This window comes from Spongiivirga citrea (assembly GCF_010671565.1).
Taxonomy (GTDB): Bacteria; Bacteroidota; Bacteroidia; order Flavobacteriales; family Flavobacteriaceae; genus Spongiivirga; species Spongiivirga citrea.
In genome coordinates this window covers 422,612-448,400 of the sequence record NZ_JAABOQ010000003.1, presented here as the reverse complement: position 1 = coordinate 448,400, position 25,789 = coordinate 422,612, and the positions used below count along the sequence as shown (strand labels likewise).

The 25,789-nt window shown below is 36.6% G+C and carries 21 protein-coding genes; 10 read left to right on the top strand and 11 right to left on the bottom strand.

From position 1 onward, the window contains the following. Positions 1–17 precede the first annotated feature (17 nt). A complete protein-coding gene (locus GWK10_RS18635; protein WP_164031637.1) occupies positions 18–1,043 on the bottom strand; it encodes a sensor histidine kinase in 1,026 nt (341 codons plus the stop codon). Between the two features lie 384 nt (positions 1,044–1,427). Between GWK10_RS18635 and GWK10_RS08710 the strand changes: the two genes are divergently transcribed. Then, a complete protein-coding gene (locus GWK10_RS08710; RefSeq protein WP_164031635.1) occupies positions 1,428–2,030 on the top strand; it encodes a carboxymuconolactone decarboxylase family protein in 603 nt (200 codons plus the stop codon). Between the two features lie 41 nt (positions 2,031–2,071). Here GWK10_RS08710 and GWK10_RS08705 read toward each other — a convergent pair whose 3' ends face one another. From GWK10_RS08705 to GWK10_RS08685, 5 genes are all read right to left on the bottom strand, one after another. After that, on the bottom strand, positions 2,072–2,656 hold the full coding sequence (locus GWK10_RS08705) for a uracil-DNA glycosylase family protein (protein ID WP_164031634.1): 585 nt from the start codon (positions 2,654–2,656) through the stop codon (positions 2,072–2,074). Beyond that, entirely contained in the window at positions 2,657–3,376 is a 720-nt protein-coding gene (locus tag GWK10_RS08700; protein ID WP_164031632.1) for a M50 family metallopeptidase, read from the bottom strand. A gap of 165 nt (positions 3,377–3,541) precedes the next feature. After that, positions 3,542–4,216 carry a 16S rRNA (cytidine(1402)-2'-O)-methyltransferase gene (gene rsmI / locus GWK10_RS08695; RefSeq protein WP_164031630.1) on the bottom strand — a complete coding sequence of 225 codons (675 nt, stop codon included), beginning with the start codon at positions 4,214–4,216 and terminating at the stop codon, positions 3,542–3,544. Continuing rightward, positions 4,209–4,580 (bottom strand): DoxX family protein, encoded by a 372-nt coding sequence (locus tag GWK10_RS08690; RefSeq protein ID WP_164031628.1) that lies wholly within the window; start codon positions 4,578–4,580, stop codon positions 4,209–4,211. The genes rsmI and GWK10_RS08690 overlap by 8 nt, the downstream gene beginning before the upstream one ends. Positions 4,581–4,604: 24 nt before the next feature. Then, positions 4,605–5,276, bottom strand: coding sequence for a hypothetical protein (locus tag GWK10_RS08685; protein WP_164031626.1), 672 nt, complete (start codon positions 5,274–5,276; stop codon positions 4,605–4,607). 83 nt (positions 5,277–5,359) lie between these two features. Between GWK10_RS08685 and GWK10_RS08680 the strand changes: the two genes are divergently transcribed. The 3 genes from GWK10_RS08680 to mscL all read left to right on the top strand — a co-directional run bounded on the left by GWK10_RS08680 (position 5,360) and on the right by mscL (position 7,605). After that, on the top strand, positions 5,360–6,007 hold the full coding sequence (locus tag GWK10_RS08680) for a thymidine kinase (protein WP_164031624.1): 648 nt from the start codon (positions 5,360–5,362) through the stop codon (positions 6,005–6,007). After that, complete coding sequence (alr, locus tag GWK10_RS08675) at positions 6,007–7,113, top strand: alanine racemase (protein WP_164031622.1); 1,107 nt, start codon at positions 6,007–6,009, stop codon at positions 7,111–7,113. The genes GWK10_RS08680 and alr overlap by 1 nt, the downstream gene beginning before the upstream one ends. Positions 7,114–7,203: 90 nt before the next feature. Then, on the top strand, positions 7,204–7,605 hold the full coding sequence (mscL, locus tag GWK10_RS08670) for a large conductance mechanosensitive channel protein MscL (protein ID WP_164031620.1): 402 nt from the start codon (positions 7,204–7,206) through the stop codon (positions 7,603–7,605). 71 nt (positions 7,606–7,676) lie between these two features. Here mscL and pbpC read toward each other — a convergent pair whose 3' ends face one another. Together pbpC and GWK10_RS08660 are read right to left on the bottom strand one after the other, a co-directional pair. Further along, complete coding sequence (gene pbpC, locus GWK10_RS08665) at positions 7,677–9,971, bottom strand: penicillin-binding protein 1C (RefSeq protein WP_394351655.1); 2,295 nt, start codon at positions 9,969–9,971, stop codon at positions 7,677–7,679. A gap of 65 nt (positions 9,972–10,036) precedes the next feature. After that, positions 10,037–10,609, bottom strand: a complete 573-nt coding sequence (locus tag GWK10_RS08660) for a hypothetical protein (protein WP_164031616.1) — start codon at positions 10,607–10,609, stop codon at positions 10,037–10,039. Positions 10,610–10,657: 48 nt separating this feature from the next. Between GWK10_RS08660 and GWK10_RS08655 the strand changes: the two genes are divergently transcribed. Beyond that, entirely contained in the window at positions 10,658–10,942 is a 285-nt protein-coding gene (locus tag GWK10_RS08655; protein ID WP_164031613.1) for a hypothetical protein, read from the top strand. An 84-nt stretch (positions 10,943–11,026) separates the two neighbouring features. Here the strand turns inward: GWK10_RS08655 and GWK10_RS08650 are convergent, their stop codons facing one another. Further along, positions 11,027–16,543: an alpha-2-macroglobulin family protein gene (locus tag GWK10_RS08650; protein WP_164031611.1), complete on the bottom strand. Its 5,517-nt coding sequence runs from the start codon at positions 16,541–16,543 to the stop codon at positions 11,027–11,029. Between the two features lie 356 nt (positions 16,544–16,899). Here GWK10_RS08650 and GWK10_RS08645 point away from each other — a divergent pair, with 356 nt between their 5' ends. Then, the gene (locus tag GWK10_RS08645; protein ID WP_164031609.1) at positions 16,900–19,287 is read left to right on the top strand and encodes a hypothetical protein; all 2,388 of its coding nucleotides are present in this window, start codon (positions 16,900–16,902) and stop codon (positions 19,285–19,287) included. 54 nt (positions 19,288–19,341) lie between these two features. Here the strand turns inward: GWK10_RS08645 and GWK10_RS08640 are convergent, their stop codons facing one another. Further along, the gene (locus GWK10_RS08640) at positions 19,342–19,995 is read right to left on the bottom strand and encodes a DUF2461 domain-containing protein (RefSeq protein ID WP_164031607.1); all 654 of its coding nucleotides are present in this window, start codon (positions 19,993–19,995) and stop codon (positions 19,342–19,344) included. Between the two features lie 6 nt (positions 19,996–20,001). After that, positions 20,002–21,078: an isoaspartyl peptidase/L-asparaginase family protein gene (locus GWK10_RS08635; RefSeq protein WP_164031605.1), complete on the bottom strand. Its 1,077-nt coding sequence runs from the start codon at positions 21,076–21,078 to the stop codon at positions 20,002–20,004. A 190-nt stretch (positions 21,079–21,268) separates the two neighbouring features. Here GWK10_RS08635 and GWK10_RS08630 point away from each other — a divergent pair, with 190 nt between their 5' ends. The 4 genes from GWK10_RS08630 to GWK10_RS08615 all read left to right on the top strand — a co-directional run bounded on the left by GWK10_RS08630 (position 21,269) and on the right by GWK10_RS08615 (position 25,756). Next, positions 21,269–21,763, top strand: a complete 495-nt coding sequence (locus GWK10_RS08630; RefSeq protein ID WP_164031603.1) for a CAP domain-containing protein — start codon at positions 21,269–21,271, stop codon at positions 21,761–21,763. Positions 21,764–21,818: 55 nt separating this feature from the next. Continuing rightward, positions 21,819–22,355, top strand: coding sequence for a 3-hydroxyanthranilate 3,4-dioxygenase (locus GWK10_RS08625; RefSeq protein ID WP_164031601.1), 537 nt, complete (start codon positions 21,819–21,821; stop codon positions 22,353–22,355). A gap of 7 nt (positions 22,356–22,362) precedes the next feature. Then, positions 22,363–22,797 carry a DUF3995 domain-containing protein gene (locus tag GWK10_RS08620; protein WP_164031599.1) on the top strand — a complete coding sequence of 145 codons (435 nt, stop codon included), beginning with the start codon at positions 22,363–22,365 and terminating at the stop codon, positions 22,795–22,797. Positions 22,798–22,915: 118 nt separating this feature from the next. Beyond that, positions 22,916–25,756 carry a leucine-rich repeat domain-containing protein gene (locus tag GWK10_RS08615; RefSeq protein ID WP_164031596.1) on the top strand — a complete coding sequence of 947 codons (2,841 nt, stop codon included), beginning with the start codon at positions 22,916–22,918 and terminating at the stop codon, positions 25,754–25,756. The last annotated feature ends 33 nt before the right edge of the window (positions 25,757–25,789 follow it).

Here is a 25,789-nt window from a genome sequence, read left to right as displayed (position 1 = left end):
TTATATTCTTTATTATTCTATTGAGTAATTAGTAGGCTTACGATATATTCCTCATTTCTTTTATCTACTTCTAGAATGTGTTTTTCAGGATAAAGAAGTCTCAGTCGTTTTTCAATAAGTGTATTACCCAAACCATTATGTTCCTGTTTCAATTTTCGATTAGGGTTGAACTTATTCTTGCATTCAAATTGTATACTGTCCTTTTGAATTAGGATAGTAATATGTATGGCATTATCCAATTTCTTATTTGTGGTGTGTTTAAAGGCATTTTCAATAAAAGGAAGAAATACCATTGGCGCAATGGTCTGACCGTTTGGAGAACCCTTAACTTCAAAATTGATATAATTCTTATTCGTCGTTCTAATTTTTTGTAAAGCGATGTACTTTTCAATGTACTCGATTTCTTTGGACAGAAAAATTTTATCTGTTTTTGTTTCAAATAACATAAAACGCATTATATCAGACAATTTGTTCAAATAATTAGAAGCCTGAGTTGCGTCTTTTAAAATTAAGATGTCAATATTATTGAGAGTGTTGAACAAAAAGTGTGGGTCTAGTTGTGATTTAACCAAAGCCATTTCCATTTCGTGGTTCTTTTGCTTGAGCTCCTCTTTCAATTTTAATTCTTCATACCAACTTATAAAGCCTTTAGTAACCAGAGCCACAACACCTGTCGCAAAACAAACAAAAGAGCTGAAAATGATACCAACGGTCATAGATTGCTCTCGTACCGTCAAGTTCTCCATTCCTAAAAAAATATAAATTAAAAGATTTCCTATCAAAGATGCCCCAATAGCAAAAGACAGAGCATAAATAGAGGACAGTAGAAATTGCTTTTCACGAATTCTTGGAAATACAAGAAAATAGAACAAATAATAGGAAATAAAAGATGGAATTACTGTAAAATATAGGACCCTTTCCGTTGTTTCATCTACAATAACATTCTCTTCTCCTTCTAATGAAAGAACAACTAAAACAATGGTTAAGACCAAATAGCAAAGCCAAAACCCAATATGCAACCCAATAATTATTGATTTTTTCACAATTTTAAATTACTTAATAAATTTTTGCAAAAATCAATTATATCATTATTCGTGCAAAAAGTATTCTGCAAATTAGAAGTATTTGTCTGCTAAATTTCTCTATTTAATCGACTGCTGGAAAGGAGTTCTCAATAATGGCGCACGACTTTCTCTTTATTGTCAATTTAAGTATGGTCACAAATGGAAATTAATAAACTAGTTATAAGCAAAAAGGTTCTCATTAATATGGTGAAGATTCTAAAATAATGCTGTTACAAATTCGGCTTAGTTTTTTGCAATTTGGAATTTCAAAAATTGGAATTTCCCTCTGCGAAGTTGTACCTTGCTCACCGATCAAAAAAACACCACATTAATTCTTCATTATACATTTTTAATTAAAGAAATATGGCATTAGTAACACCATTAGACCCATCACACGATCCGGAAACCAGAGAGCTGGCGGAATTTTTTAATGAGACTTTGGGCTTTTGCCCAAACTCTGTTTTAACCATGCAACGTCGTCCAGCCATCAGTAAAGCGTTTATTAATTTAAACAAGGCTGTGATGGCTAATGAAGGTCGTGTTACCTCAGCTTTAAAACGAATGATCGCTTGGGTAAGCAGCAACGCAACAGGTTGTCGCTATTGCCAAGCACATGCCATTCGCGCAGCAGAGCGATACGGAGCTGAACAAGAACAACTAGACAATATTTGGGAATATAGAACACATCCTGCGTTTAGCGAAGCAGAGCGTGTAGCCCTTGATTTTTCACTACAAGCCTCGATGGTGCCAAATGCAGTTGATCAAGAAATAAAAGATCGTTTATACAAGCATTGGGATGAAGGCGAAATCGTAGAAATGCTAGGCGTAATCTCATTATTTGGTTACCTAAACCGTTGGAATGATAGTATGGGAACCAATGTTGAAGAGGGTGCTATTGAAAGTGGAGAACAATACCTTGGAAAACATGGTTGGAATGAGGGGAAGCACAATGGCTCTCAGTATTAGATCATAATATATATATTCAAATCCATGGATAATACGAAATATTATTCGTGGATTTGTTGTTTTATAATCTCTTGAACTCGTTTTTGAAGCTTCGGTATAACCTCCAATTCAAACCAAGGATTTTTAGCTCGCCAAAATCGATTTACAGGTGAAGGATGTGGTAGTATCCAGTGGTTTGGTAAATACTTGTGATAGTCTTTTACTTTTTCGGTAAGATTGTTTTTTTCATTGGGTAAATAATAGGATGTAGAATAACTACCAATAAGCAATGTCAACTTTACATTTTCAAACTGTTTTAGTATCTGTGGATGCCATTTTGGGGCGCATTCTTTTCTAGGAGGAAGATCACCAGTTTTTGCTTTTCCGGGGAAGCAAAACCCCATGGGAATAATGGCAAAATTCTCAGTATTATAAAACTCATCTTCTGTAACACCTAACCAATTTCTTAATCGTTTCCCACTAGGATCTTTCCAAGCAATATGGTTATCGTGTGCCATTTTACCCGGTGCTTGGGCAATAATTACAATTTTTGATTTTGGGGATATGCTAAAAATCGGACGAGGCTCTAGTGGCAAATGGGCTTTGCAGAGATCGCAAGATGATATTTCGTTTGATAATAGGTCCATTTATTCAGAATGAATGAGATAATAACGATAACTTCTCCAAAGAATCAGAATACTAATCATGATAATGACAACTCCCCACATCCAATAACTCCCGAAAAGGGATTCCGCTATATTTTGAGTGTCTGATTTCATCGTGTTACCTGCCATTATGAATTCTCCAGTAAACAGATAATCTAATTGCAAATACGTACTTAAGGTACTTTGAATTCCCAAGAACAAAAGGGTTAATTGGGTTAACTTCTTGTTTTTAATAAATGAGATCAGTCCGAGTAAAGCGCTAATAATTAAAAGAACCCAAACTCCAGTGGATGATCGTACATAAAGAAAAACCGAAGTAACCATTACAACAATAAGAAACCGCATTCCCCACCTCGCTGAGTTTGGTTTTGATGACAATACTACCAAAACACCTCCGGCAATCGCAGGGCCTAAAAGTCCGCCTGCAGCAACCAAAGCTCGACCAAACTTCATAGGTATCCAAGCATCTGAATAATAAGTTGTGTATGCAATGCCACTTCCGTTTGAGAATATTTCAAGTCTGTCGAAGTGAGCACCAACCAAAACACTTGTTAACCCATGTCCCATTTCATGAAACCAAGTGCCTAATAACATAAAAGGATATCGAATAAGACCGAGTTGTGGGAAATACCAAATAACTAAGACAACTATACTGGTAAGAACCAGAATGAGTATTTGTTTATTTCGGTTTGATATTGTCATTTATTTAGAAGGTATTTCACTTGTATGAGGTTATTTAAGTTAAATTTTAGCTCCCTTCCCTTGAGGGAAGGGCTGGGGATGGGTGTAATTTGTTCAGAGATTTATCTTTTAGGTTAACACCCCTCTAAATCTCGCCTCAAGGGGAGACTTATTTGTGGTTTGAAATCACTTTCCTTTTCCAGCAACCACCATTACGATCTCTCCTTTCGGTGGATGTTGTTCAAAGTGTGCTAGCACTTCATTTATTGTTCCACGTACGTTCTCTTCATGCATTTTTGATAGCTCCCTGCATATACAGACCTGTCTGTTCTCAGAAAAATATTCTTTGAAGTTTCCCAGTGTTTTCAATAGTTTGTGGGGAGATTCGTAAAAAACCATGGTCCGCGTTTCTTCGGCTAGTAATTGCAGTCTTGTTTGACGCCCTTTTTTAACTGGAAGGAAACCTTCGAACACAAATTTGTCATTTGGAAGTCCACTATTTACCAATGCCGGTACAAAAGCGGTCGCTCCTGGAAGGCATTCTACCTCAATGTCATTTTCAATACAGGCACGGGTCAATAAAAACCCAGGGTCAGATATTGCAGGTGTGCCGGCATCGCTAATTAATGCGACTTGGTCTCCGTCTTTTATGCGCTTTACAATGGTGTCAACTGTTTTATGTTCGTTGTGCATATGGTGTGATTGCATATGCGTTCCGATTTCGTAATGCTTTAGTAATTTTCCGCTAGTCCTAGTGTCCTCTGCTAAAATAAGATCAACCTCTTTCAGCACTTCAATAGCACGAAAGGTCATGTCTTTTAAATTACCAATTGGGGTAGGAACAATGTATAGTTTAGACATTGTTTGTGGGATAAGGGCGTACTAGATTGCCTAGAAAAAATGAAACAAAAAGCATCACTATTCCAACTATTACAAAAAGTAAATCCTCTTTATGGACATAATGCACTCCACCTGCCAAGACCAAATCAAAAAAGAAACCAGCATAAGCCCAATCTGTCAACCAACGCACCTTTCGCGTAAGCAACATAATAATTCCTAATATTTTGGCAATAGCCAAAGGGATTACGATATAACTCGGGTATCCGTGACTTTCAAAATAGCCTTGTATCATTTCAGTATTACTAAAGTACATACTGGCGGAATAGGTCATGAGCGCACATAGCAATATAGTGGCAACCCAGTAAATAATAGTTTTGGTTTTCATTTAGGTGTAGTTAGTTTCTAGATTTTAAGCAAATCGACTTTCGACAACTTCCATAAATCGGTCGGCGTAGTCTTCTTTACCTAACCAATAATTGTATTTTGGTTTTAGGGTGATCTTGATGTAAGACTCTGCATCATCAAAAGAATCTTTCTTATTAATTGCCGCTACTGCTTCATCATAAGCTTCGCTTTTCCCTTCGAACAAATGCTTGATAAAAGCAATTTTATCGTTAAGTCCAATATTTAATTCCTTTTTAAAACTATCGTTAATAGACTGCACCCTTTTTTCTGCAATAATATCACTAGCCGTTGGCGTCACTTCGGTCATATCGCTTTTCTCGAAAACAGGTGGTGGTACAATATCTTTTAAAATATCATCTAAGGTTTCTTCTTTTGGCATTTCGGTAACCATATCTTTAATGGTATCCATCATATGGTAATTTCGTATGTCTTCTTGATTTGGGTTTTCTTCAGGCACATTCATCTTTTCACTTAATCGACCCAAAGCCTCTTTTTTATTCACCTTTGTCAGATCTAATTCATCCTCCGAAAAATTAGTTTCTAAAAACCGCATAACGGTCAGTTTTTCATAAATACGCTTTGCCTCTTTTTGCAAGATCACAATATCCGTTTCATCTTTCATTTTCAAAATTCGCACTGCGAGATCATTCAACTCTTTTTCCAACTTCCGCTTCATCGCTTTTGTATTTTATTTATGTATGTTTGTGTCACTTATAATGAAACGTAACTTCTGTACGTTTTCGTCTAGAAAATTACAAAATGTTTCTCGAAAACACCGTAAATCATAAAGAGCAATTTGGCTGGATCGAAGTGATCTGCGGCTCGATGTTTTCTGGAAAGACCGAAGAATTGATACGAAGGTTAAAACGAGCGCAATTCGCACGACAGAAAGTTGAGATTTTTAAGCCTGCGATTGATGTGCGTTATGATGATGAAAAAGTAGTTTCTCATGATGATAATGAAATACGCTCAACACCAGTTCCGGCTGCGGCGAATATTCGTTTGTTAGCTGATAATTGTGATGTTGTTGGTATTGACGAAGCGCAGTTTTTTGATGATGAGATTGTCTCGGTTTGCAATGACCTCGCCAATAAAGGTATTCGGGTGATTGTTGCTGGATTAGATATGGATTTTAAAGGAAATCCGTTTGGACCCATGCCAAATCTTATGGCTACAGCCGAATACGTAACCAAAGTACACGCCGTTTGTACGCGAACAGGGAATTTAGCACAGTACAGTTTTAGAAAAGCAGAAAATGATAAGTTGGTGATGCTAGGTGAGACCGAAGAGTATGAGCCACTAAGTCGGGCTGCCTACTATAAAGCAATGCTTCGCCAAAAAGTGCGAAATATGGAAGTGAAAGATGCCGAGCAAGTCGATTCTGAAAACAAAAAGTCCGCTAATTAATGGCTGCTGCACAAGAGACAGTACTGCAAATCGATTTAAATGCGATGGCCCACAATTATCGATTTATTCGATCGCTTTTAAAACCAGAAACTAAGTTACTGGCTGTCGTTAAGGCCTTTGGTTATGGTAGCGATGCAGCTGAAGTAGCTAAGTTTTTGGAGGAATTAGGAGCCGATTATTTGGCGGTTGCTTATACAAATGAAGGCGTTGCTTTGCGAAATGCAGGAATCGAGACTCCCATTCTAGTCCTTCACCCACAACCCATTAATTTTAAAGAGATCATAGACCGTTGTCTAGAACCTAGTTTGTATTCTCCAAGAATTCTAAGAGCGTTTGCAAAAGTTGCAAAAGATCAAAACCAGAAAAACTATCCTGTTCATATAAAATTTAATACTGGATTAAATCGACTTGGTTTTTGGGAAAATGATGTTGATTTTATTGTTGAGGTCCTGAAACCTGCACCAGAATTAAAAGTAAAATCCATTTTTTCCCATTTAGCCGCTTCTGAAGATGAAAATGAAAGAGAATTCACATTAGGTCAAATTTCTAATTTCAAGAAAATTGCATCAGAGATTAAATCTAAACTGGGTTATGAAATGATGATGCATCAACTAAATTCATCGGGGGTTTTAAATTATCCCGAGGCGCAATTTGATATGGTGCGTTGCGGAATTTCTTTATACGGGTATGGAAATGACCCCAAATTCAATAAAGAGTTGAAACCAGTTGCGAGTTTAAGATCGGTAATTTCGCAAATTCACATGATCGAACCTAATGAAACGGTGGGCTACAACCGGGCGTATGTTTCAAAAGGATATGAAAAAACAGCAACTATCCCAATTGGTCATGCGGATGGCATTAGTCGAAACTTTGGTAATGAAAAAGGTTTTGTCATCATCAATAATCAAAAAGCTTCGATAATTGGTAATGTCTGTATGGATATGATCATGGTCAATATTTCTGGTATTGATTGTAAGGAAGGCGATGAGGTCATCATATTTGATAAAGATCACACTGCTGAAGATGCTGCGAACTTAATCGGGACTATTTCTTATGAACTGCTAACAATGGTATCTCAACGAGTAAAACGAACATTTCTTCGATAAGATAAAGCTTCTTTTTTCAAAAATTTTGTTAAAGGAGTCGTTTTTTGACTACATTTATTGTCATATAAACCAATTAACATTAAAATAATTATGGGATTTTTAAGCGAGTTTAAAGATTTCGCCATGAAAGGAAACCTGGTAGATATTGCCGTTGGTTTCGTCATGGGTGCCGCTTTTAACAAGTTGGTAGCTTCGTTTACCGGAGGAATCGTTTCACCATTAATCGGACTACTTTTCGATGCAGATTTTAAAGATTTACGTATGAAACTCAAAGATGGTACCGCCAATGAAGCCGGCGAAATGGTCGGAGAAGTTTGGCTGGAATATGGAACTTTCCTTACCAACGTAATCGATTTTATCATTGTAGCTTTTGTAATGTTTATGATCGTAAAAGCTGTCAATAAAATGAAGAAGCCAGAGCCGCCAGCTGCTCCAGCAGGTCCTTCTGACAATGATTTATTAAAAGACATCCTAGAGGCATTGAAAAAATAAAAATTTCGCAGCCGCTACGCTGCTTATTCTATATGTCTAATTTAAACCGCTCCTACTATGGGGCGGTTTTTTTATTCCCCAATCTCAATTCGTCTCTTAGCTTCATTACCAAATTCATCAACGACAGTAATTAAATGTTTACCAGGTTTTGGTTTTACTGCAAAATCATGAATCCCTTTCGTGCTGCCGACAAATTGCTCATCGACATACCAAAAAACGGTTGCTTCCGATTGTGAATGGGCAAGTTTAAAGACAACTTCATTTGTTTCACCCGAGAAGTCTTTAGGCAAGAATACTTTGCTATTTGTTTTTGGATAAATAAAATCCATCGTCAATGTATTTTCACCCAAACAATCATTTCTAAAATTAGGTAGCCGTTTGTAATATGGATTTTTTCGTTGATAGTAATATTCCATTAATGGTGGTAATACAAACCATGATTTATTGGTCATATTGGTCAACGGTTCGCAGGAAGAATTTATCTGATATTGTTCTTCTTTATCCAAATGTACCCAGACATGATAAGGACAAGGTTTTGTTTTAAGTCCGCTTAGTTGTACAAAACGTTGTTGCGTTTCTTCGCATAATTCACTTGCACGATAGCCACTTTTGGTACAGATAGGGACTTCTCTCATTTCATCATAAGGTTTCGAAAACCATCGACTATTAGGAAGCAAGTCGAATACGTCAAATAAAATTGGTGCTGCAGCTTGAACACCGACTAAACCTGGTCGACCCTCCCCATCAGCATTACCAACCCACACACCAACTACATAATCTTTAGTAGTGCCAATAGCCCAAGCATCGCGAAACCCAAAACTGGTTCCCGTTTTCCAGGCGATTCGTTTGCTAGCATCAAAAAATTCCCAATTTTCATCCTCCTCGGGCCGGTTTACTTCTTTCATCGATTCATAAGTCAGGTAAATTGACCCGGCATCGAAAATGGTCTTTTCTCTGGATAAGGAACCAAAATCTATTTCCTCCTCTGCTAAAAAACTTGGCTCGCAAAACTCATTGCTATAGTAGTTGCTCGATTCTTGATTAAAGTGATTTAGAGTTGATGAAAATGCCGCATAGGTTTTGCATAAATCCCATAAATTACTTTCGGCTCCGCCTAAGATTAACGATAGGCCATAATGATTGGCATTGTATTTAATATCACGTAGTTCTAGTTTTTTTAGGTAGTGATAAAATCGATCTAATCCGAAGCTTTGCAACATTCTTACTGATGGAACATTTAATGAACGCGACAAGGCTTTACTGGCAGAAACAGCACCGTCAAATTCTTTATTAAAGTTCTCGGGATTGTAACCTGCAATTTGAGTCGGAACATCAGCAACAAGGGTATTTGGCAGCATATCACCCGCGTCTAAAACCGATGTGAATAGAAATGGTTTCATAATGCTCCCTGTGCTTCTTGCTTTGTCGATAACGTCAACATCTTTTTGATGTGCTTTGTCGGTTGGTGCGTTGCCTACATAGCTAAGCACTTTTCTCGTTTTTACATCAAGCACTAAAACGGCAATGTTATATATTTCATTTTGCTTTAAGCTATTGTAATTATTTTTTACCACCTCATTAGTCTGATATTGTAAAGCAGACTTAATTGAGGTTTTTACGCGTTTTCCTTTATTCTTTCGGGCGATTTTTTGTAATAAATGAGGCGCCAACTGCGGAATAGGATATGGTTTTTGAGGTAATGTTTCTAAAACAGACAATTCATAAGTCAGGCTATCGATAACCTTTTTGTCGAGTAATTTTTTGAGCAATCGGTTTCTTTTTTTAAGCAGTCTATCCTGATTTTTCCCAGGATAAATAAGGCTGGGCGCATTTGGTAAAACAGCTAAGGTCGCATTCTCTGCCCAAGAAAGATCATGGGTATTTCTGCCAAAATAACGCCATGCAGCCGCATCTAAACCAACCACATTTCCGCCGAAAGGTGCGTTCGAGGCATAAAGCGATAAAATCTTGTCTTTCGAGTGTCTAATTTCCAATCGAGTTGCCATAACTAGCTCGATTCCCTTTTCAAAATAGGTTCGGCTTTTTCCTTTTCTAGCCAATCGGATGGTTTGTTGTGTTAAGGTACTACCACCTCGTTTTACTTTGCCGGAAGAGACGTTTTCTGAAAGTGCTTTGGCTATTGAAATAGGATTAAACCCAGGATGTTTGTAAAAATATTCGTCTTCAAAATGAACTATACATTCTTTAAATTTTTGTGGAACAGAATCGTTGGAAGGAAATCGCCATTGTCCATCATCAGCAATTAAGGCTCCCAGAAGCGCTCCATCTTCACTATCGATTACTGTTGCAGTTGGATCTTTAAATAGAGGTTCAGGTAAGCAAAAGGCATAGGCGATTAAGCTCATAAGTAAAAGAATGCTTTTGAGCTTATTTTTTGCTATGTACTTTTTAATTTTATTCATTCATCTTGTTACATACATGCTATAAATCCAGCAATTCCTCCATAGGCAAGCTTCCATTCTCCCATTACTTTTTTTAAAATCCGAACATCTCCTCCTGATGGGCTAGCTGTATAAATAATAGCTACTTTTCTGTCGATTGAAAAAAGAGGAAAGGACACACTTTTTGATTTGCTAATGTTTCTACTGAGAGCTACCTTAGAAGAAAGTCTGTTTTTGTCCCATTGCTTAAGTTGTTTTTGGCTGGCCTGTTTTCTCATATAATTGAGATCCTGTTGTGAAAGGAGTTTTTCGCTTTCAAGCGGGACGGAATCAAGGATCGGTAATGCTCCTGTTAATGCTTCATGATATAAGATGTCATTCCAATTTAAGTGAAAGGAATTATCTGATTTTCCCTTATCTAAAATGATATTCTTGTATAGCGTTCCTTTTATTGGTTTTCCGTTTCTATTAAAGGTGGCATTAACAACCTCATAAATATCACCACTTGCTATATTAGTATGAGTTGCGCAACTTGTAAAAAAGCTGAATAGCAAAAATGATACTATCTTCATATAAATACCACATTCGTATTTTGCGTTCATTTTATTATGTATTAATTTTACTATTGATAATTTTTAATGCTTCAAATTATGAAATACGCAATTTTATCAATTTCGCTTCTAATAGGTTCTTTCGCATTTGCCCAAGATAAAAAACTAACGGGCCCAGCTTATAAAAATGCACATCCTTCAGTTAAATATGATTCTAATAACACGGTTGTTGTTGCCGAAAAGCCAAGTCCGCTAACTGGACCTGCATTCAAGAATCAAAAACCATGGGATAAAAAGAACGTGACTACTAAAAAGGTTTCTTTTATCAAGAGAAAACCTTTACAAGGGCCGAAGGCTAAAAACAAGAAGCCTTGGGATAATTAGTTAAACTGTCAGGTTGAGCGCAGCCGAAACCTATCTTAGACAAGTCGAGGTAGTTCTCGACTGCGCTCGAACGGACAATCTTTTTTATTTCTCAATCTCCACCCATTGCCCTTTATTCCTTACAAAATAATCATTGTCGTACATGGCTTCGGCCTGAGTGCCTGGTAAATAATACTTTCCTAAGTAAGCAGCATTTAACAATACACTAAACTTTTTAGTAGAGGCAGTAGAACCACTTCTACTTAAATCGAAATAGAAATTAACGCGATCATCTCTTATATCAGTGTAACGAGCTTGATTCGTTGTGTTATTTCCATAAGCTGTAAATCGTGTATTTACAATTTCCCAACCAGATGGGAATATTTGGGTCAATGCGATATCTTTTACTGATTCTCTCTTCAAATTAGAAACTGTAATATTGGCTAAAATATCTGTTCCTTGAGACAGTTTAGTAACATCAATGGGGCTTCCTTTTGCATCGCTATAAGTTACCGATAAGCTTAGGCCTCGTTTTTCAACAGTCTCTTCTCCCAGTGGTAATTTTCCTGCTGTTACCACCCGAGCGTACACAATATTGGCTTTTTTATTGGTAATTGTTATGGTGTTTGTTCCCATTTTAATTCCAAGTTCGCGTTGCGCAATGGCACTTTTGGTGCTAATAGCTTCGCTTTTCCCTTCATTTAGCACATATGTAAAGTTAAGGTCTTTTCCACCGTTTTTCTTTACCATTTTTGCCATTGCTAGCAAGCTGTATGCTGTGGTTTGTGTACTCATCCAACGATTTGTTGATAGCTCTTTCGCAATATATTCTGCAACTTCTCTGGCTTTACTATTTCCTGAAATAACCATTGTTTCTAATGCCATTGCACGGTTTCTGTCAACAGAGCCATAGGTGTAATAGTCACCTTTAACAGGCTTAAAATTGATATTTGCCTTTGCCATGAGTTTGTCGGCTGCTTCTTTTTGCCCGGCTAGGGCATAGGCTGCTGCTAATCGCCATTTAGCATCGTTCGATATTTCAGAAAACTCTCTTAAACGGTTCATCGATACTAAGTCAGGATTTCCTGAAAGTGCTAAGGTGTATAGACGATATGCCTGAGCAACATCAGATCTGTAGTACTTATAACTTGGTCTCCAATCGCGGGCAGCTTGTTTTTGGTATTTGATCCAATTACTCATAAAAGTAAGTGGTAATGTATAACCTTTCTTTTCCGCTTCAATCATGAAATGCCCAGAATAACTGGTGCCCCAATCATTTGCCGAATTCTCCCCAATCCAATAGCTCATGCCGCCATTAGGTTGTTGAAAATGAGCCAGGCGATTAATTCCGTTCTTAATATTCTTATCCATTTTCTGTTTTTTCTCATAGGTGAGATCGAAAATATCTGCTAGAAACAGTTGTGGAAATACACTACTCGTCGTTTGCTCAACGCATCCATGTGGATATTGAATAAGATATTCCATACGACGGGTAAAATCCATCGGAGGTAAGGTCGAGAATTCTACTTGAGCAGCATTCGTTCCTATCACCCCAAAAGTATCGAACGAAATATTTTGAGAGGCATTCGCTTCTAATACAACATCTTTAAATTTAGTAGTAACAGGATTCGGATTTATCACATCGATCTCCACTTCATAGGTGGATTTTTCACCATTTCCGGAAGCGATTACTTGCACGGTATTAATGCCTTTTGCTTTGCTTACATCTAAGTCGAAAAACACCATTTTCTCATCGGGCCGTGCAAACGAAACATTTTGAGTTTTTTCACCTACTACTGCAATACCATCACTTAATTTTAGACTAATATTGACGTTTTTCACCTTGTCTTCCATTGCAAATACACTAATTGGAAGGCTTACTTTTTCACCCGGACTCAATTTCCTTGGTAAGGTTGCCAATACCATTAATGGTTTTTTCACCGGGGTTGTTTTTTGCGCATTTCCATAGGCCGACTTGGTAGCATCACCTGCCACCACCATGGTACGAACTGAACCTACATAATTAGGCATCGTGATAGTATGACTTTTGGTTTCTCCCTTTTTCAAATTGAAAGGACCTAAATACTTCACGACGGGTTTAAAGCGATTGGCCTTTTTCTTTTTACCATCACCTGAGCCATCGCCACCACCAATGGCAAAAACCTGTTCAATACTGCCACCATAAGCACCGATGACATGATCAAAAATATCCCATGTTTTTACGCCTAAGGCCTCACGAGCATAAAAATCATCCCAAGCATTTGGCGTTTTAAATCGAGTAAGATCCAACAACCCATCATCAACAACGGCAACCGTATAAGTCATTGCTTTCTTGCTTTTTTCACTCACTTTAACCGTAAATTTTTGCTCAGGTTGTAGTGCATCTGGCATAGAAATTTCAGGCTCTAGCCTAGTATTTGTATCTTCAACTAAAATGGGAATTACACCATATAAGCGTAGGGGTAAATCATTACTGGTAACTGCATGTGGTTGTAATAATGATAGATTGATAAATACATTTGGCGCCATTTCCTTGGTGATAGGAATCGTAGCCTTTGTCTCTCCTTCTTTCGTTTTGATCCATTTTGTTTCTAATACTTCAGTCCCGTTTTCTATGCTTAACAAAGCACGGCCTTCAGTTCCGGAAGGGAAAGTAACCGTAGCGGTTTCGCCAACATTATATTTTTCCTTGTCTGTTGAAAAAACAAGCATGCTTGCTGCATCTTTATCTGCCGACCAGTCACTTTTCCACCAGTTTTTGTAGAAGTAAGTTGTTCGCCCGGTTGCATGACCGCTTTTTGGATCGGATATGCGAATTAAATACCGTCCGCGATTTTCGTCTGGAACATTAATGGTAAAGCTCGCTTCACCCTTACTATTGGTATTGACTTTTTTAGTAATAAAAGGTCTGTGATAATTATTAGATGCGTATGAAGAAAGATTATCATACGAAGAGCTCCACCACCAGCGCCATTTTACTTGATACACTCTTATTTCAACACCATTGCGCTGCACTGGTTTCCCATTTTCATCGACTACAACAATATCAAAAGTGGTGTCTTCGTCAGTATAATACGAACCATAGGCTTGACTTTTTGGTGAGCGTAAGCCGATATATGATTCATAGGGGGAATATTTTTTACTAAATGCATCAATTGAGAAATCACCACCTTTTTCGAAAGCTCTGGTTAAGAACGCAATGTTTAGCATTCCAGGAGCATTACTTCCTACATTCAGCTCTTTATTTACTTTGGCTTTACCTTCTTCATTCAATTCACCATCAAAAACCACAATTTCCTGAGAGGAGAATTTTCTAGAAGGATCGTTAAATACGTATTTGGGGTATTTTTCAAAACTGGTATAGCTAGATGAAAAATTAGCTTTTACTTCAGCCCGAATATTTTTAGCCGGAGCACCATGCAACCATTGCACATTTAAATCTGCATTTATCGGATTTTTATTAGACAGCACTTCATCTTCAAAATCGAATTTAATTTTTAGTCGATTGGGTTTTACTGTTTCAACTTTTAAACTTTTATAAAATCGCGCTCCACCTACTGAGACTGTTGCATTCCAATTTCCTGTTTTGTCTTCACTAGCAGTTGGGACTGTAAATCGGTAGAAATTATTTACTCCTTGGGTAAGAACCTTTTTGTAAGTGAGTTTTCCACTAGGGTCCGTTATTTCCATTCTAACTGGGTGTTTTTTAGGCAGTTTGTTTGCATTGTCATTTAACATAAAGGTCAAATGCAATGAATCACCTGGTCTCCAAACACCGCGCTCACCATAAATAAATCCTTTTAGCCCGCGTTGTAGTGTTCTACCCGAAACATTGAACTTACTTAGCGATAATGAATTCCCATCATCAAGTTTAATATAGGTAGTATTACTGCCTTTTTTAGCAATTGCAAATGAAGCATAATTGTCAGCATCGAAGATTGCCAGGCCTTCGGCATCAGTAGTAGTCGATCCTATTTCTTGTTGCTGATAATTAAATAGCTTAATCGTTGTGCTTGCTTCTGGCTCGGTGGTCAGAATATTGGTTACTGCGAAATAATAGGACTTGTTTGTACCTCTTTTAGCAATGACACCAAGATTAGATGCCAATAAATTATTAGTTACAACACGATCTTCATGGTAGTAGGCTTCATGACAAGGATTCTCTCGTTGATTCCAGTTATATCTGTAGTTGCGATAATTATATCGTACGTTATCCCAGTATTCTTCTTCAGTTAAGTCTTCGTCATAGTCTGCGCTATCTTGGTCATCTTCTGTTTGATCGTCAGCACATGCATACAAAGAATATTTCTTTTTAAAGCTGAGTTCGACTCGATACAGGGCTCCAGGATCGGCATTAAAAATAGAGGCGAGATCTATGCTATAGGCTTTCCATTTTCCTGAATTAATCTCACCTTCATTTACCAATTGAATGGTCTTTTTGGCAATGCGACGCCCTACACGCTTAATACCGTTTGAATAACCACCATTCAAATTATTATCCTGTAGAAATTGAAGTACATTATTTTCATAGATCTTAATAATACGCACATCAACAGCCTTTAAACTAACAGCTTCAAAATTGAATTTTAGGTTTTGAGAATCGGGGAGAATAACACCATTTGTTACTAGTCTTACCTGAGGTTTTAATTCCTCGAACGAGATCGTTTCGGAAAATGCTTTTTTAAGTCGATAGTTGTCGGAGTTTTTTATTCCTTGAAAGACATCGACCTGTACATTGCCTACCACGCGAGTGTCAGGGTATACTTTGAGTACATTACCCTCAACGGTATAATTGGGATTTTTTACTCCCGAAATTGACACCAACCCATCAAAATTTTGTTGTTTTTTTAGTTGATCGGAGAAATTAATACTCAAGTATTGTTCTGGACTTTGAATTACATCGACGTCGACAATAGTGAAGTTATTGATGCCTGGAATCGTTACCGAATTTTCACCCTCGTTTTCGGCATTAATTGCTTTTCCATCCCATTTTACATTGATTTTTGAATCCGCTACCTCACGTTTTATGCTGTCAATTTTAAAGTCGAATACATTCGATTTTTGGATTGATTCGTCAAATTTAATTGAAAGTCCTTTTTTGTTTTGCGAAGCGCTTACCAGTTTTTTGGCATTTTCTAAACTAATAACATCAGATGCTTTGATAACACCTTCTAAATACTGCCACTGTTTGCTATATGACTGCAGATTATTGGTAACAATATTGAAATTCGGTTCAATTGTTTTGAATTTGAAAGCATAGTTTTTGAACTCCGATGGAAGGTCTTTGTATATTTTTCCTAGGTTTAATGAAACTGAGTATTCCGTATCAGATTGTAAACTAGCTGTAGGCGTGAAAATAAGCGAGCGTTTATTAGCAGCTTTTAATGTGCCTTCTACCGATGGACTAATTTTTACAATACCGCTTTCAAGTGTTTGTCCCGTTTCCCATCCTTCTACTTCCTTTGCAAGATCTATTTGAATGGGTTGCTCCACGGATATTCTACCAGATGTAGTATAATGTATATAGTCTTTAAATTGAAAAAGATTATCAGTTTCGCTTGACTTCTCTTTACAGGAAAAAATGGTTGCAACGAGCAACACTAAGGCTAGGATTCGCTTCATGGGTTGTTTGTTAAGTAGCTGATGAACAGATGTAGAAAACCACAAAAGTATATCAAGCTGAAAGTTACGCTTTTCGTTAAAATGAATGTAAAATTATCGCGAAATATTACGGTGCACATCCCTACTTTCAGGGATTTGACCATTTTTTATTTCACTAACATGTAGATGGAGAGGTGTAACTATTAACTAGCTACACTTAAATATACTGAGTAAAGCATGGTTTTAGTTTTTTGTTGGGAAAATTTTAGGATTTAAGAGTTTAAAAATGACATAATTTTACTAAAACATGTATAGCTATGATTTCTATTTTTATTGTTAAAAGAGTTGTGCATCCATTTTCTTTAACTCTATAAATAATGAATAGGTTTAGGTTGCCGATTAACCAAAGGCTAGTCCAGTGGTTGTTGTTTTTCGCTTTCCATATTACTGTCGCACAACAAAATGATTTGCACCCTCTATCAATTAAACACGCAAACTACTTCGATAATCTTCGAGAGAATGTTTTTTTACATTTAAATAAAACCGCTTTTTACAAGGGAGAACAATTGTGGTTTACCGCTTATGTTTTTGATCAGAAAGAAGAAAAACCATCAATTAAAAGTTCTAATTTACATGTTGGAATTTTTGATAATAGCGGAAAGCTTCAGGGAAGAAAAATGATTTACATTGAGAATGGAGTAGGTTACGGCAATTTTGCAATAGATTCTAGTTTTGCACATAAAGATTACTATATAAAGGCCGAAACAAGCTGGATGAGAAATTTTAAGGAATCAAAACCTTTTATCCAAAATTTCAAAATCCTTGATCAACCAGCCTTTTCATATGGAATTAGTAATAAGGAGGAGTCTAGTGCTTTTTCAATATATCCCGAAGGTGGATACCTTGTAAGTAATTTAAGAAATACAATAGCTTTTAAGGTAAGTGATAGTTTGGGAAGGGGCTATCAGCTAAACAATATTCAATTGGTAAATGATAAGGGTGAAGTAGTCAAAAACAATATATCAACGAGTAAAAGCGGATTAGGGAAAATAAGTTTCTATTTAAGAGATGGTAGAGACTACTTCCTAAGACTAAAAAAAGAGAAGGAGTTTTTAATTACTACGGCCTTACCTGTGGCAAGGAAAAAAGGTTTATTGCTTAGTCTTAATCAAGTTGATGATACAATGATTGGGAAACTTTTGGTAAATAAACCTGAATTAGAACAGTGGATTAACAAACCGATATCTCTTGCTATCCATAGAAACGGCCAATTATCAATTCAAGAAATTGTAATTGAATCAGAAGAGACTGTTTTTAGTCTGGATAAATATGAAATACCATTTGGGGTAAATGCAATTACAATTCTTGACAGTTTACAAGAGCCCATTTTAAGCCGACTATTTTTTAATGATCTTGGAATAGAAGATAGAATAGCTGATGATGTCCTGGTAGATTATCAAATAAATGATTCAAAAGATTCATTAATAATTGAATTGAGAAAAAAGGAACCACTTACAGCCCCTATATCTTTAAGTATCTCAGTTCTGCCCAAAGAATCATTAGCATACTCGCCAAAGAATTCTGTAACTACATCTTTTTTGACGTCTACTTATATTGATGATTCCCATCTGTCCTCGGATTTAAATTTTGACAATTTGAGCAGAGGAGACCTGTTTGAATTAGATATTTTAATGATACTAAACAAGCAAGGAAGATTTAAATGGAATTCAATAGGGCAAGGAATTCAAGTACCTAAGTACCCATTCGAGTCAGGAATTGAAATAACAGGTAAGATATTAGATGCTGACCCTGCTAAAGAAAAACAAATTTGGGGTTCGGGGGATAGGACAAAAACGTTTTTTTTCTCAGAAATAAAATCAGATAAAAGTATTAGGGCTAATACAATATTGTACGAAAAGGATTCGCTAAGGATTACGGTATTAGATAAAAAAGGAAAACTTCGAAAACCAAAAGCAGAAATTAGCTTTCAAAAGCTTCTGGAAATGAAGGCAGAGGAACAAGCACCATTTCAATACATCTATTTTAGTGACGAAAACGATAATGACTGGAATAGTGATTTTTTAAATTCTGAAAAAGGAAAGGGTTTAACCAAAGAAGCCACAAAATTAGATGAAGTTGTGTTGACTGCAAGCCGAATACCTAAGGCTGATATCCCGATTAACGATGCAGATGTTAGTGGAAAACGAATCACTGACGAGGATATAAAAAGAAGAGGAACTCTACAAAATTATCTCATAAAATTAGGTTACCGTATTTCAATTAATGGCGGTAGTGTGACAGTGCTATCTCGAACACCTACACCAACATCAATGGGTCAACGCGTACCTATTCCTGTATATGTTGGAGGCATGATTTCTAATGGGTCTGATTTATTAAATAAGCCTTTAAGTCAAGTTCAAGCAATTTATTATGATGGTTTTGGAAATAAATTTATCTCTATTGTACCACGATATGATTTTTATTCATCAAAAACTAATAGAGGGTTTAAACTATTCTCGGTAAAGAATGGTTTTTCCCGTCCGGAAGAATACTACGATCCCGGTTATTATAACTATCAAACTGGGGCGTTTAAATATTTTGGAGTAATAGATTGGTTGCCAAAGGTTATTCTTGATTATGAACCAAAAACAATTAAAATACCTATACTCGATCAACAAAAAGTGCAGTTAAAAATAGAAGGTATGAGTTCTAGTGGGAGGTTAATTTCCGTTTCAAAACAGTTAGATATTGATAATATTGACTAGTTGTTTCTAGGTTTATGCAGTTCGAAAGAAAGAGGGATTGCTTATGTTTATAAATTAAACACTAACAGCCTCATTCAAATAGTTCCTAAACGGCAAAACTTCCTTATAAACAGCAATCAAAAATTCCATAAAATCATCCTGTAAGACCTGTTCTCGTGTTATAGGGTGCGCGACGGCAAAACTTTTAAGCCTTAGCAAATCGATATGGGGATGATCTTTGGCAAAACCTTTTGGAGCGGTCTTTAATATATCGTCTTGCATGAGTTCAGGGAAGTATTTTTTAAAAGATTTTTTGTTGAGGATTTTCTTTAATTCTTCACCATTATAATCAATAGCATCACGAATACTTTTTAAGGTTTTAGGCTCAGGTTTGTAGAAACCGCTGGCAAGAAAACATTCATTTATTCCAAGATGAATATAAAAATCACATTCACCCCTTACCATATCAACACCAGCGCCAAAATGATCTTTATAAACAGGTTTATTGGGATGAAACATTAAGTTGTTATTAATGCGGTTAATCGCTTTTTTAGAAGGTGTATGGGAATAATTTGGATCAATTTTTGCCAATTCAGAATCCAACGCTTCCAGCCAATTTTTATACCAATCTCGAACGGCGTGATACTCTTTTCGGTGTGCATCCATCCATTCCTTGTGATTATTTTTGTTGAGGTCGTGAAGGAAATAGAATAGGTTTTGGAAACTCATTTATAATTACTTCTCATAAATCCCAATAACTAATTCTCCATCGGCATTCATATGCGCTCGATACATGCCGGCGGTATTAAATTCCATTGCGATATTTCCTTTATTATCGATTGCCACGATACCACCGTCACCACCAAGTCTGCCAACTTTATCGTGAATAACTTCACGTGCGGCATCTTGAATAGTCATTCCTTTATAATTCATTAACGCAGAGATGTCATGGGCAACCATAGCGCGAATGAAATATTCACCCCACCCTGTTGATGACACTGCACAAGTAGCATTATTTGCATAGGTTCCCGCTCCGATTATTGGAGCATCACCCACACGCCCCCAGCGCTTATTGGTCATGCCTCCGGTTGAGGTTCCGGCCGCTAAATTCCCATTTTTGTCAAGAGCTGCACAGCCTACGGTGCCGAATTTATAATCTTTAATATCCTCATCATAAAATGAAGTTTTTTCATCATGGTCAAGCTCGATTTGTTCTCGCTTTTGAGCGTTTTTGAGTGAATTCATCCTACGCTCAGTAAAAAAGTATTTAGGATCAACGATTTCTAATCCTTGTTCTTTTGCAAAGGTATCAGCACCTTCGCCAGAAAGCATTACGTGTGGAGAGTCATTCATTACTGCTCTGGCTAGATTAATGGGATTTTTAACTGTTTTTACTCCAGCTGCCGCCCCAGCATTTAGGGTTTTACCATCCATGATAGATGCATCTAATTCATTGGTGCCCGCATTGGTGAATACAGCTCCAACGCCCGCATTAAATAATGGAGAATCCTCCATTATATTTATTGTTTTTTCTACGGCTTCTAAACTTGTACCTCCATTTTTAAGAATCTCGTGCCCAACTCGTATGGCTTCTTCTAATTTGGCTTTATAAGCAGCTTCTTTTTCTGGGGTCATATTCTTTTTCAGGATGGTTCCGGCACCTCCATGAATAACAATTCCGAAATTATTTTCAGGATTTATTTCATTTTTTTCTACTGTAGTGTTCTGAACAATAGTCGTTTTTGACTCATTTGTGTTTTTACATGATAATCCTATAAAAATCAGTGAGATAAGGACAGCTATTTTTTTCATTGCTTTTGGTGTGAATTAAAACTGAGCTCTAATGTACCACTTTTCCTAAAGTTTTTTATCCGACAAAGGGTAGGGTTTTTTAGTTAACGGTTGTTTTATAAACGTACATCAACTAAAACAACATGGATAACATGACCTAAAAAAACACCACCTAAAACAAACCCATTTTTTTCACCTAAATCACCTACTCATGACTAATCTATTTACACGATTGGCACTACTATGCCTTTTACTGACAACTGCACCTATCTTTTTTTCTTGTAGCACTGATGATGCTCCTTTCGAAGAAGAGTCAATAAATTTTACTGAAGATCAACGTTTGGCTTTAGAAGTACACCAGCGCGTGAATGCTTTTCGTGTTGAAAATGATTTATCACAACTTACATTTGATTTAGAAGTAAGTGAAATTGCAAAAGAACATTCAGTACAAATGTTATCTGAGCGATCTGCTACACACAAGAGTTTTGATGCACGCCATTTAAAAGTAGAAGATATGACAGATGCGCAGGTTACTGGTGAAAATGTAGCTAAGGGATACAAAACTGCTGATGGTGTTATTCACGCTTGGATAAATAGTAAGGAACACCACGATAACATGATTAATGATTATACACATACTGGTATTGGGGTGGTAAAAGGAGATGACGGAGAGGCATACTACACACAAATTTTTTACAAAAAATAAAGGTTTTACATATTAGTTGAATGCCGTAACTTTAAGGTTTCTAAACCTTTTAGTTATGGCTATCAGCGCACCATTCAATTTGCAAAAATGGATTGAGGAAAACCGAGACACTCTTAAACCTCCGGTTGGCAATAAAAACCTCTACAAAGATGCAGGCGATTATATCGTAATGATCGTAGCTGGCCCAAATGCCAGAAAAGACTACCACTATAATGAAACGGAAGAGCTTTTTTATCAACTAGAAGGCAATATCGAAGTTCATATCCAGGAAAACGGTGAGAAAAGAACAATGAAACTAGGGCCGGGAGACATGTATTTACATCCTGCTAAAGTTCCACACTCGCCAGTTCGGCACGAAGGTTCTATAGGTTTGGTAATTGAACGAAAACGAGTTGATCTGGAAGGAGAAGACGGTTTACTTTGGTTTTGCGACAACTGCAACAACAAACTACATGATGTGTACTTTCCTTTAAATGACATTGAAAAAGATTTTCTCAAACACTTCAAAGATTTTTACGGCTCTAAAGAAAAACGCACTTGTGCTAAATGTGGGGAGGTGATGGATGCCGATAAACGTTTTGTAGGCGAATAAAATATATATGACACTATTCGTTATTTTTAAAACGATACTCGGGTTAGTATTTTTGTTTTTAGGATTGCTTCATTTTTATTGGCTCTTTGGAGGAAAATGGGCACTTAAAACTACAGTGCCAACTAAAACCAATATAAAAAATCAGTTTAAACCTCCCGTTCTAGCAACAATCTTAGTTGGGTTAGGCTTATTATTTTTTGGCTTCTTTTTCTGGTATAGAATTGATACCTCTTTTAATTGGCCAACCTTAGTTAACGACTATCTAGGTTGGATTATCGCAGGAATATTTTTATTAAGAGCGATAGGGGAGTTCAACTATTTGGGAATTTTCAAGCGCGTAAAAGGTACCGACTTTGCCAAAATGGATACTCATGTATACATACCACTTTGCTTAATGATAGTAATAATGATCACGATTATTGAATTGTTGATTGGGCTATAGGTTCTCAACCATTTATCTACAAAGCATGACCACTTAGTCAGGCCTCGTTCCCATATACTTATTTAGTATTTTCTTCACTGGGGTTTACTAGTAAGTTTGATGATAAAACATATTTATCATGAAAACTACAAGACTTTTTTTACGCTTAATCTCCCCCATGATATTTCTAGTATTTATCCTTATAGCATGCGACAAGGATGATGATATTATTGATGAAGGCATACAACAATTCCCCGCAGATTATTTGGTATTAAAGTCCGTTTATGATGCTAACAATGGCAATAGCTTGAACTGGAATTTTGATGACCTAAGCATGAAAAGCTGGGAAGGCGTTACCACTTCGGGAGAAAAAGTAACCAAGCTTGATCTCTTTAAAAAAGGCCTTAAAACCATACCTGCAAAGATCGGAGAGCTTGATGAACTAACTTCTTTTAAAGCTGATAGTAATGTAATCACTTCTTTTCCTTCTGACATTAGCAAGAACCTTAAACTAACCGAACTCTCATTTGTTGGAAATGAAATAGCAAGCATACCAGCTAGTGTTAGTGGTTTAACTGCACTTGCTAAAATCAATTTTAAAGGGAATAAAATTAGCACGATTCCCACGGAAATTGGACAGCTTATAAACTTAGTAGAGCTCGATCTTAGTCAGAATGAAATTACTGACATCCCTTTTCAAATAGAGGGATTAGCCAAATTAATTCGCCTTGACTTGAGCAGTAACTTAATTTCAGCAGTGCCCTCACGAATCAATAAACTGGTTGCCGTTGAGAAAATTGATTTAAGTAATAATCAACTTTTAGGGTTACCCGCTAGTATTGGACAACTTCAAAATATTAAACAGCTTGATTTAAGTGATAATGAACTAGTTATTGTCCCTGTAGAAATAGGTAATATGACGAGTTTAGATAGTTTAGACTTTACAAAAAATGAAATAGGAGTCTTACCACAGCAAATATGCGATCTCGAAACCATTGGGACGACTATCAAAAGAGATGCGACCACAGTTTGTGGAACCTTATATCCAAACTATGTTGCATTATATAATTTATTACTTCAAAATCCTGATAATACGGTTAATTGGGATCTTGCAGATGGCACTATGAAAAGTTGGGAAGGAGTAACGGTAACTGATGACGGTGTTGTTATTGGCCTCGACATTTCAGGCAAAAAGTTCCCCAATATTACTAGTGAAATAGGCTCATTAATAGGTTTACAATCACTTAATTTATCCGATAATGTCATAACGGAATTACCAATAGAAATGGGACAGCTTGATAAGTTAACGAGTTTAAACTTAGACAACAATCAACTCAGTTCTTTACCAGATGAAATTGTATCAATGACGTTAGCTCTAAGTTTATCATTAGCTAATAATAATTTAATTGAAATTCCTTCAGTGTTGACCACTATGAAGAACATACTGTCTTTAAATTTTGAAGGTAACGAGATTACTGAAATCCCAATTTCGATAGCCAATATTGAAAATTTAAACAGCTTGTTATTAAGAAATAACCAGATTACCAGCATTCCTGTTGAATTAGCAAACCTTCTTTCACTAAATACACTCGATTTGCGAGAGAACGATATCACAGAAATACCTGAAGAAGTATGCTCACAAGAAGTCAACGGTGTTCCCATAACTATTTTAGTAGATGATGACTCATTATGTACTGACGATACTCCTGTTTTACAAAGTGATTATGAAGTTTTAAAAGATCTTTATGAGCAAAACCCTAACAATAGACTTGATTGGGACATTACAGATGAAACCATGGCTAGTTGGGGGGGAGTTTTTATTGATGCAGGAAGGGTAGTACAATTAGACGCCCGTTATATGAATATTGATCTATTACCTTCAACTTTTGGTCAATTAGATGGACTGCAAGTTTTACAGTTGACGGGGAATGAAATGTCTTTACTTCCAAAAGAGATCGGCCAACTTTCTTCGCTTAAAGCTATTTACGTTGACGAGAACGTACTTCAGGAATTACCAGATGAAATTGGAAATTTAACCGCCTTAGAAATTCTTAAAGTCGGAGGCAATAATTTTGAATATCTTCCTAATAGCGTTTCGCAATTAACCAATTTGGTTCAGCTTAGTTCTAGAGGTGCGCCCTCTTTTACTGGAAAGAAATTGTTACTTGAGCTTCCTGCAGATTTAGGAAACTTGCAAAACCTAGAGAACCTAAATGTGTATGGAAATAAATTGGCAACCCTACCCAACAGCTTTGGCAATCTTGGTAAATTAGTGTATTGCGATCTATCAAATAATAAGATTGTAGCGATTCCGGATACATTAACTGGTTTGACAAGCCTGGAAACGTTTTTGATTTCTGAAAATGAGCTGAACACATTGCCACCAAGCATAGTCGGTTTGACAGGCGTGAAAAACCTATGGCTCCTAAATAATAATTTCACCAGTATTCCAGATGTTGTAGGTAATATGGTTTGGCTTGAAGAACTATCCCTCTTTAATAACCAATTAGAAGGAGAAGTCAATATCGTTCTTGGCAATCTCAAAAATTTGAGGGAGTTAATATTGTCTAATAATAAACTTACTGAAGCCGATTTCCCCTCTGGGAGTATGGCTACACGCCTGGTTGCTTTGGAGGAACTGTATATTCGAGAAAACAAGCTGGAAGAAATACCGGTTTCATTCAGTAATTTCCCGAGTCTTTTAATTCTTGATGTAAGCCGCAACCTATTAAAAAAGAAGGATGCAATACCAAATGAAATAGGCACTATAGAAAGTTTAACAGAGCTGCACCTAAACAATAACAGTGATCTTCAAGAATTACCAGGCGCTCTTGATGGATTGATCAACTTAGCGTTGCTGGATTTGCGTCTTACTAATGTAACTGATTTACCAGGCCGTATATGTGATATGCGTACCGGAGGTAGTGTCAATACTACAATTAGAATTGATGGAGACATTGACGCCATCTGTTCCCAATAAGAACAGTGTATTAACGCTAAAGCAAGAAATAGA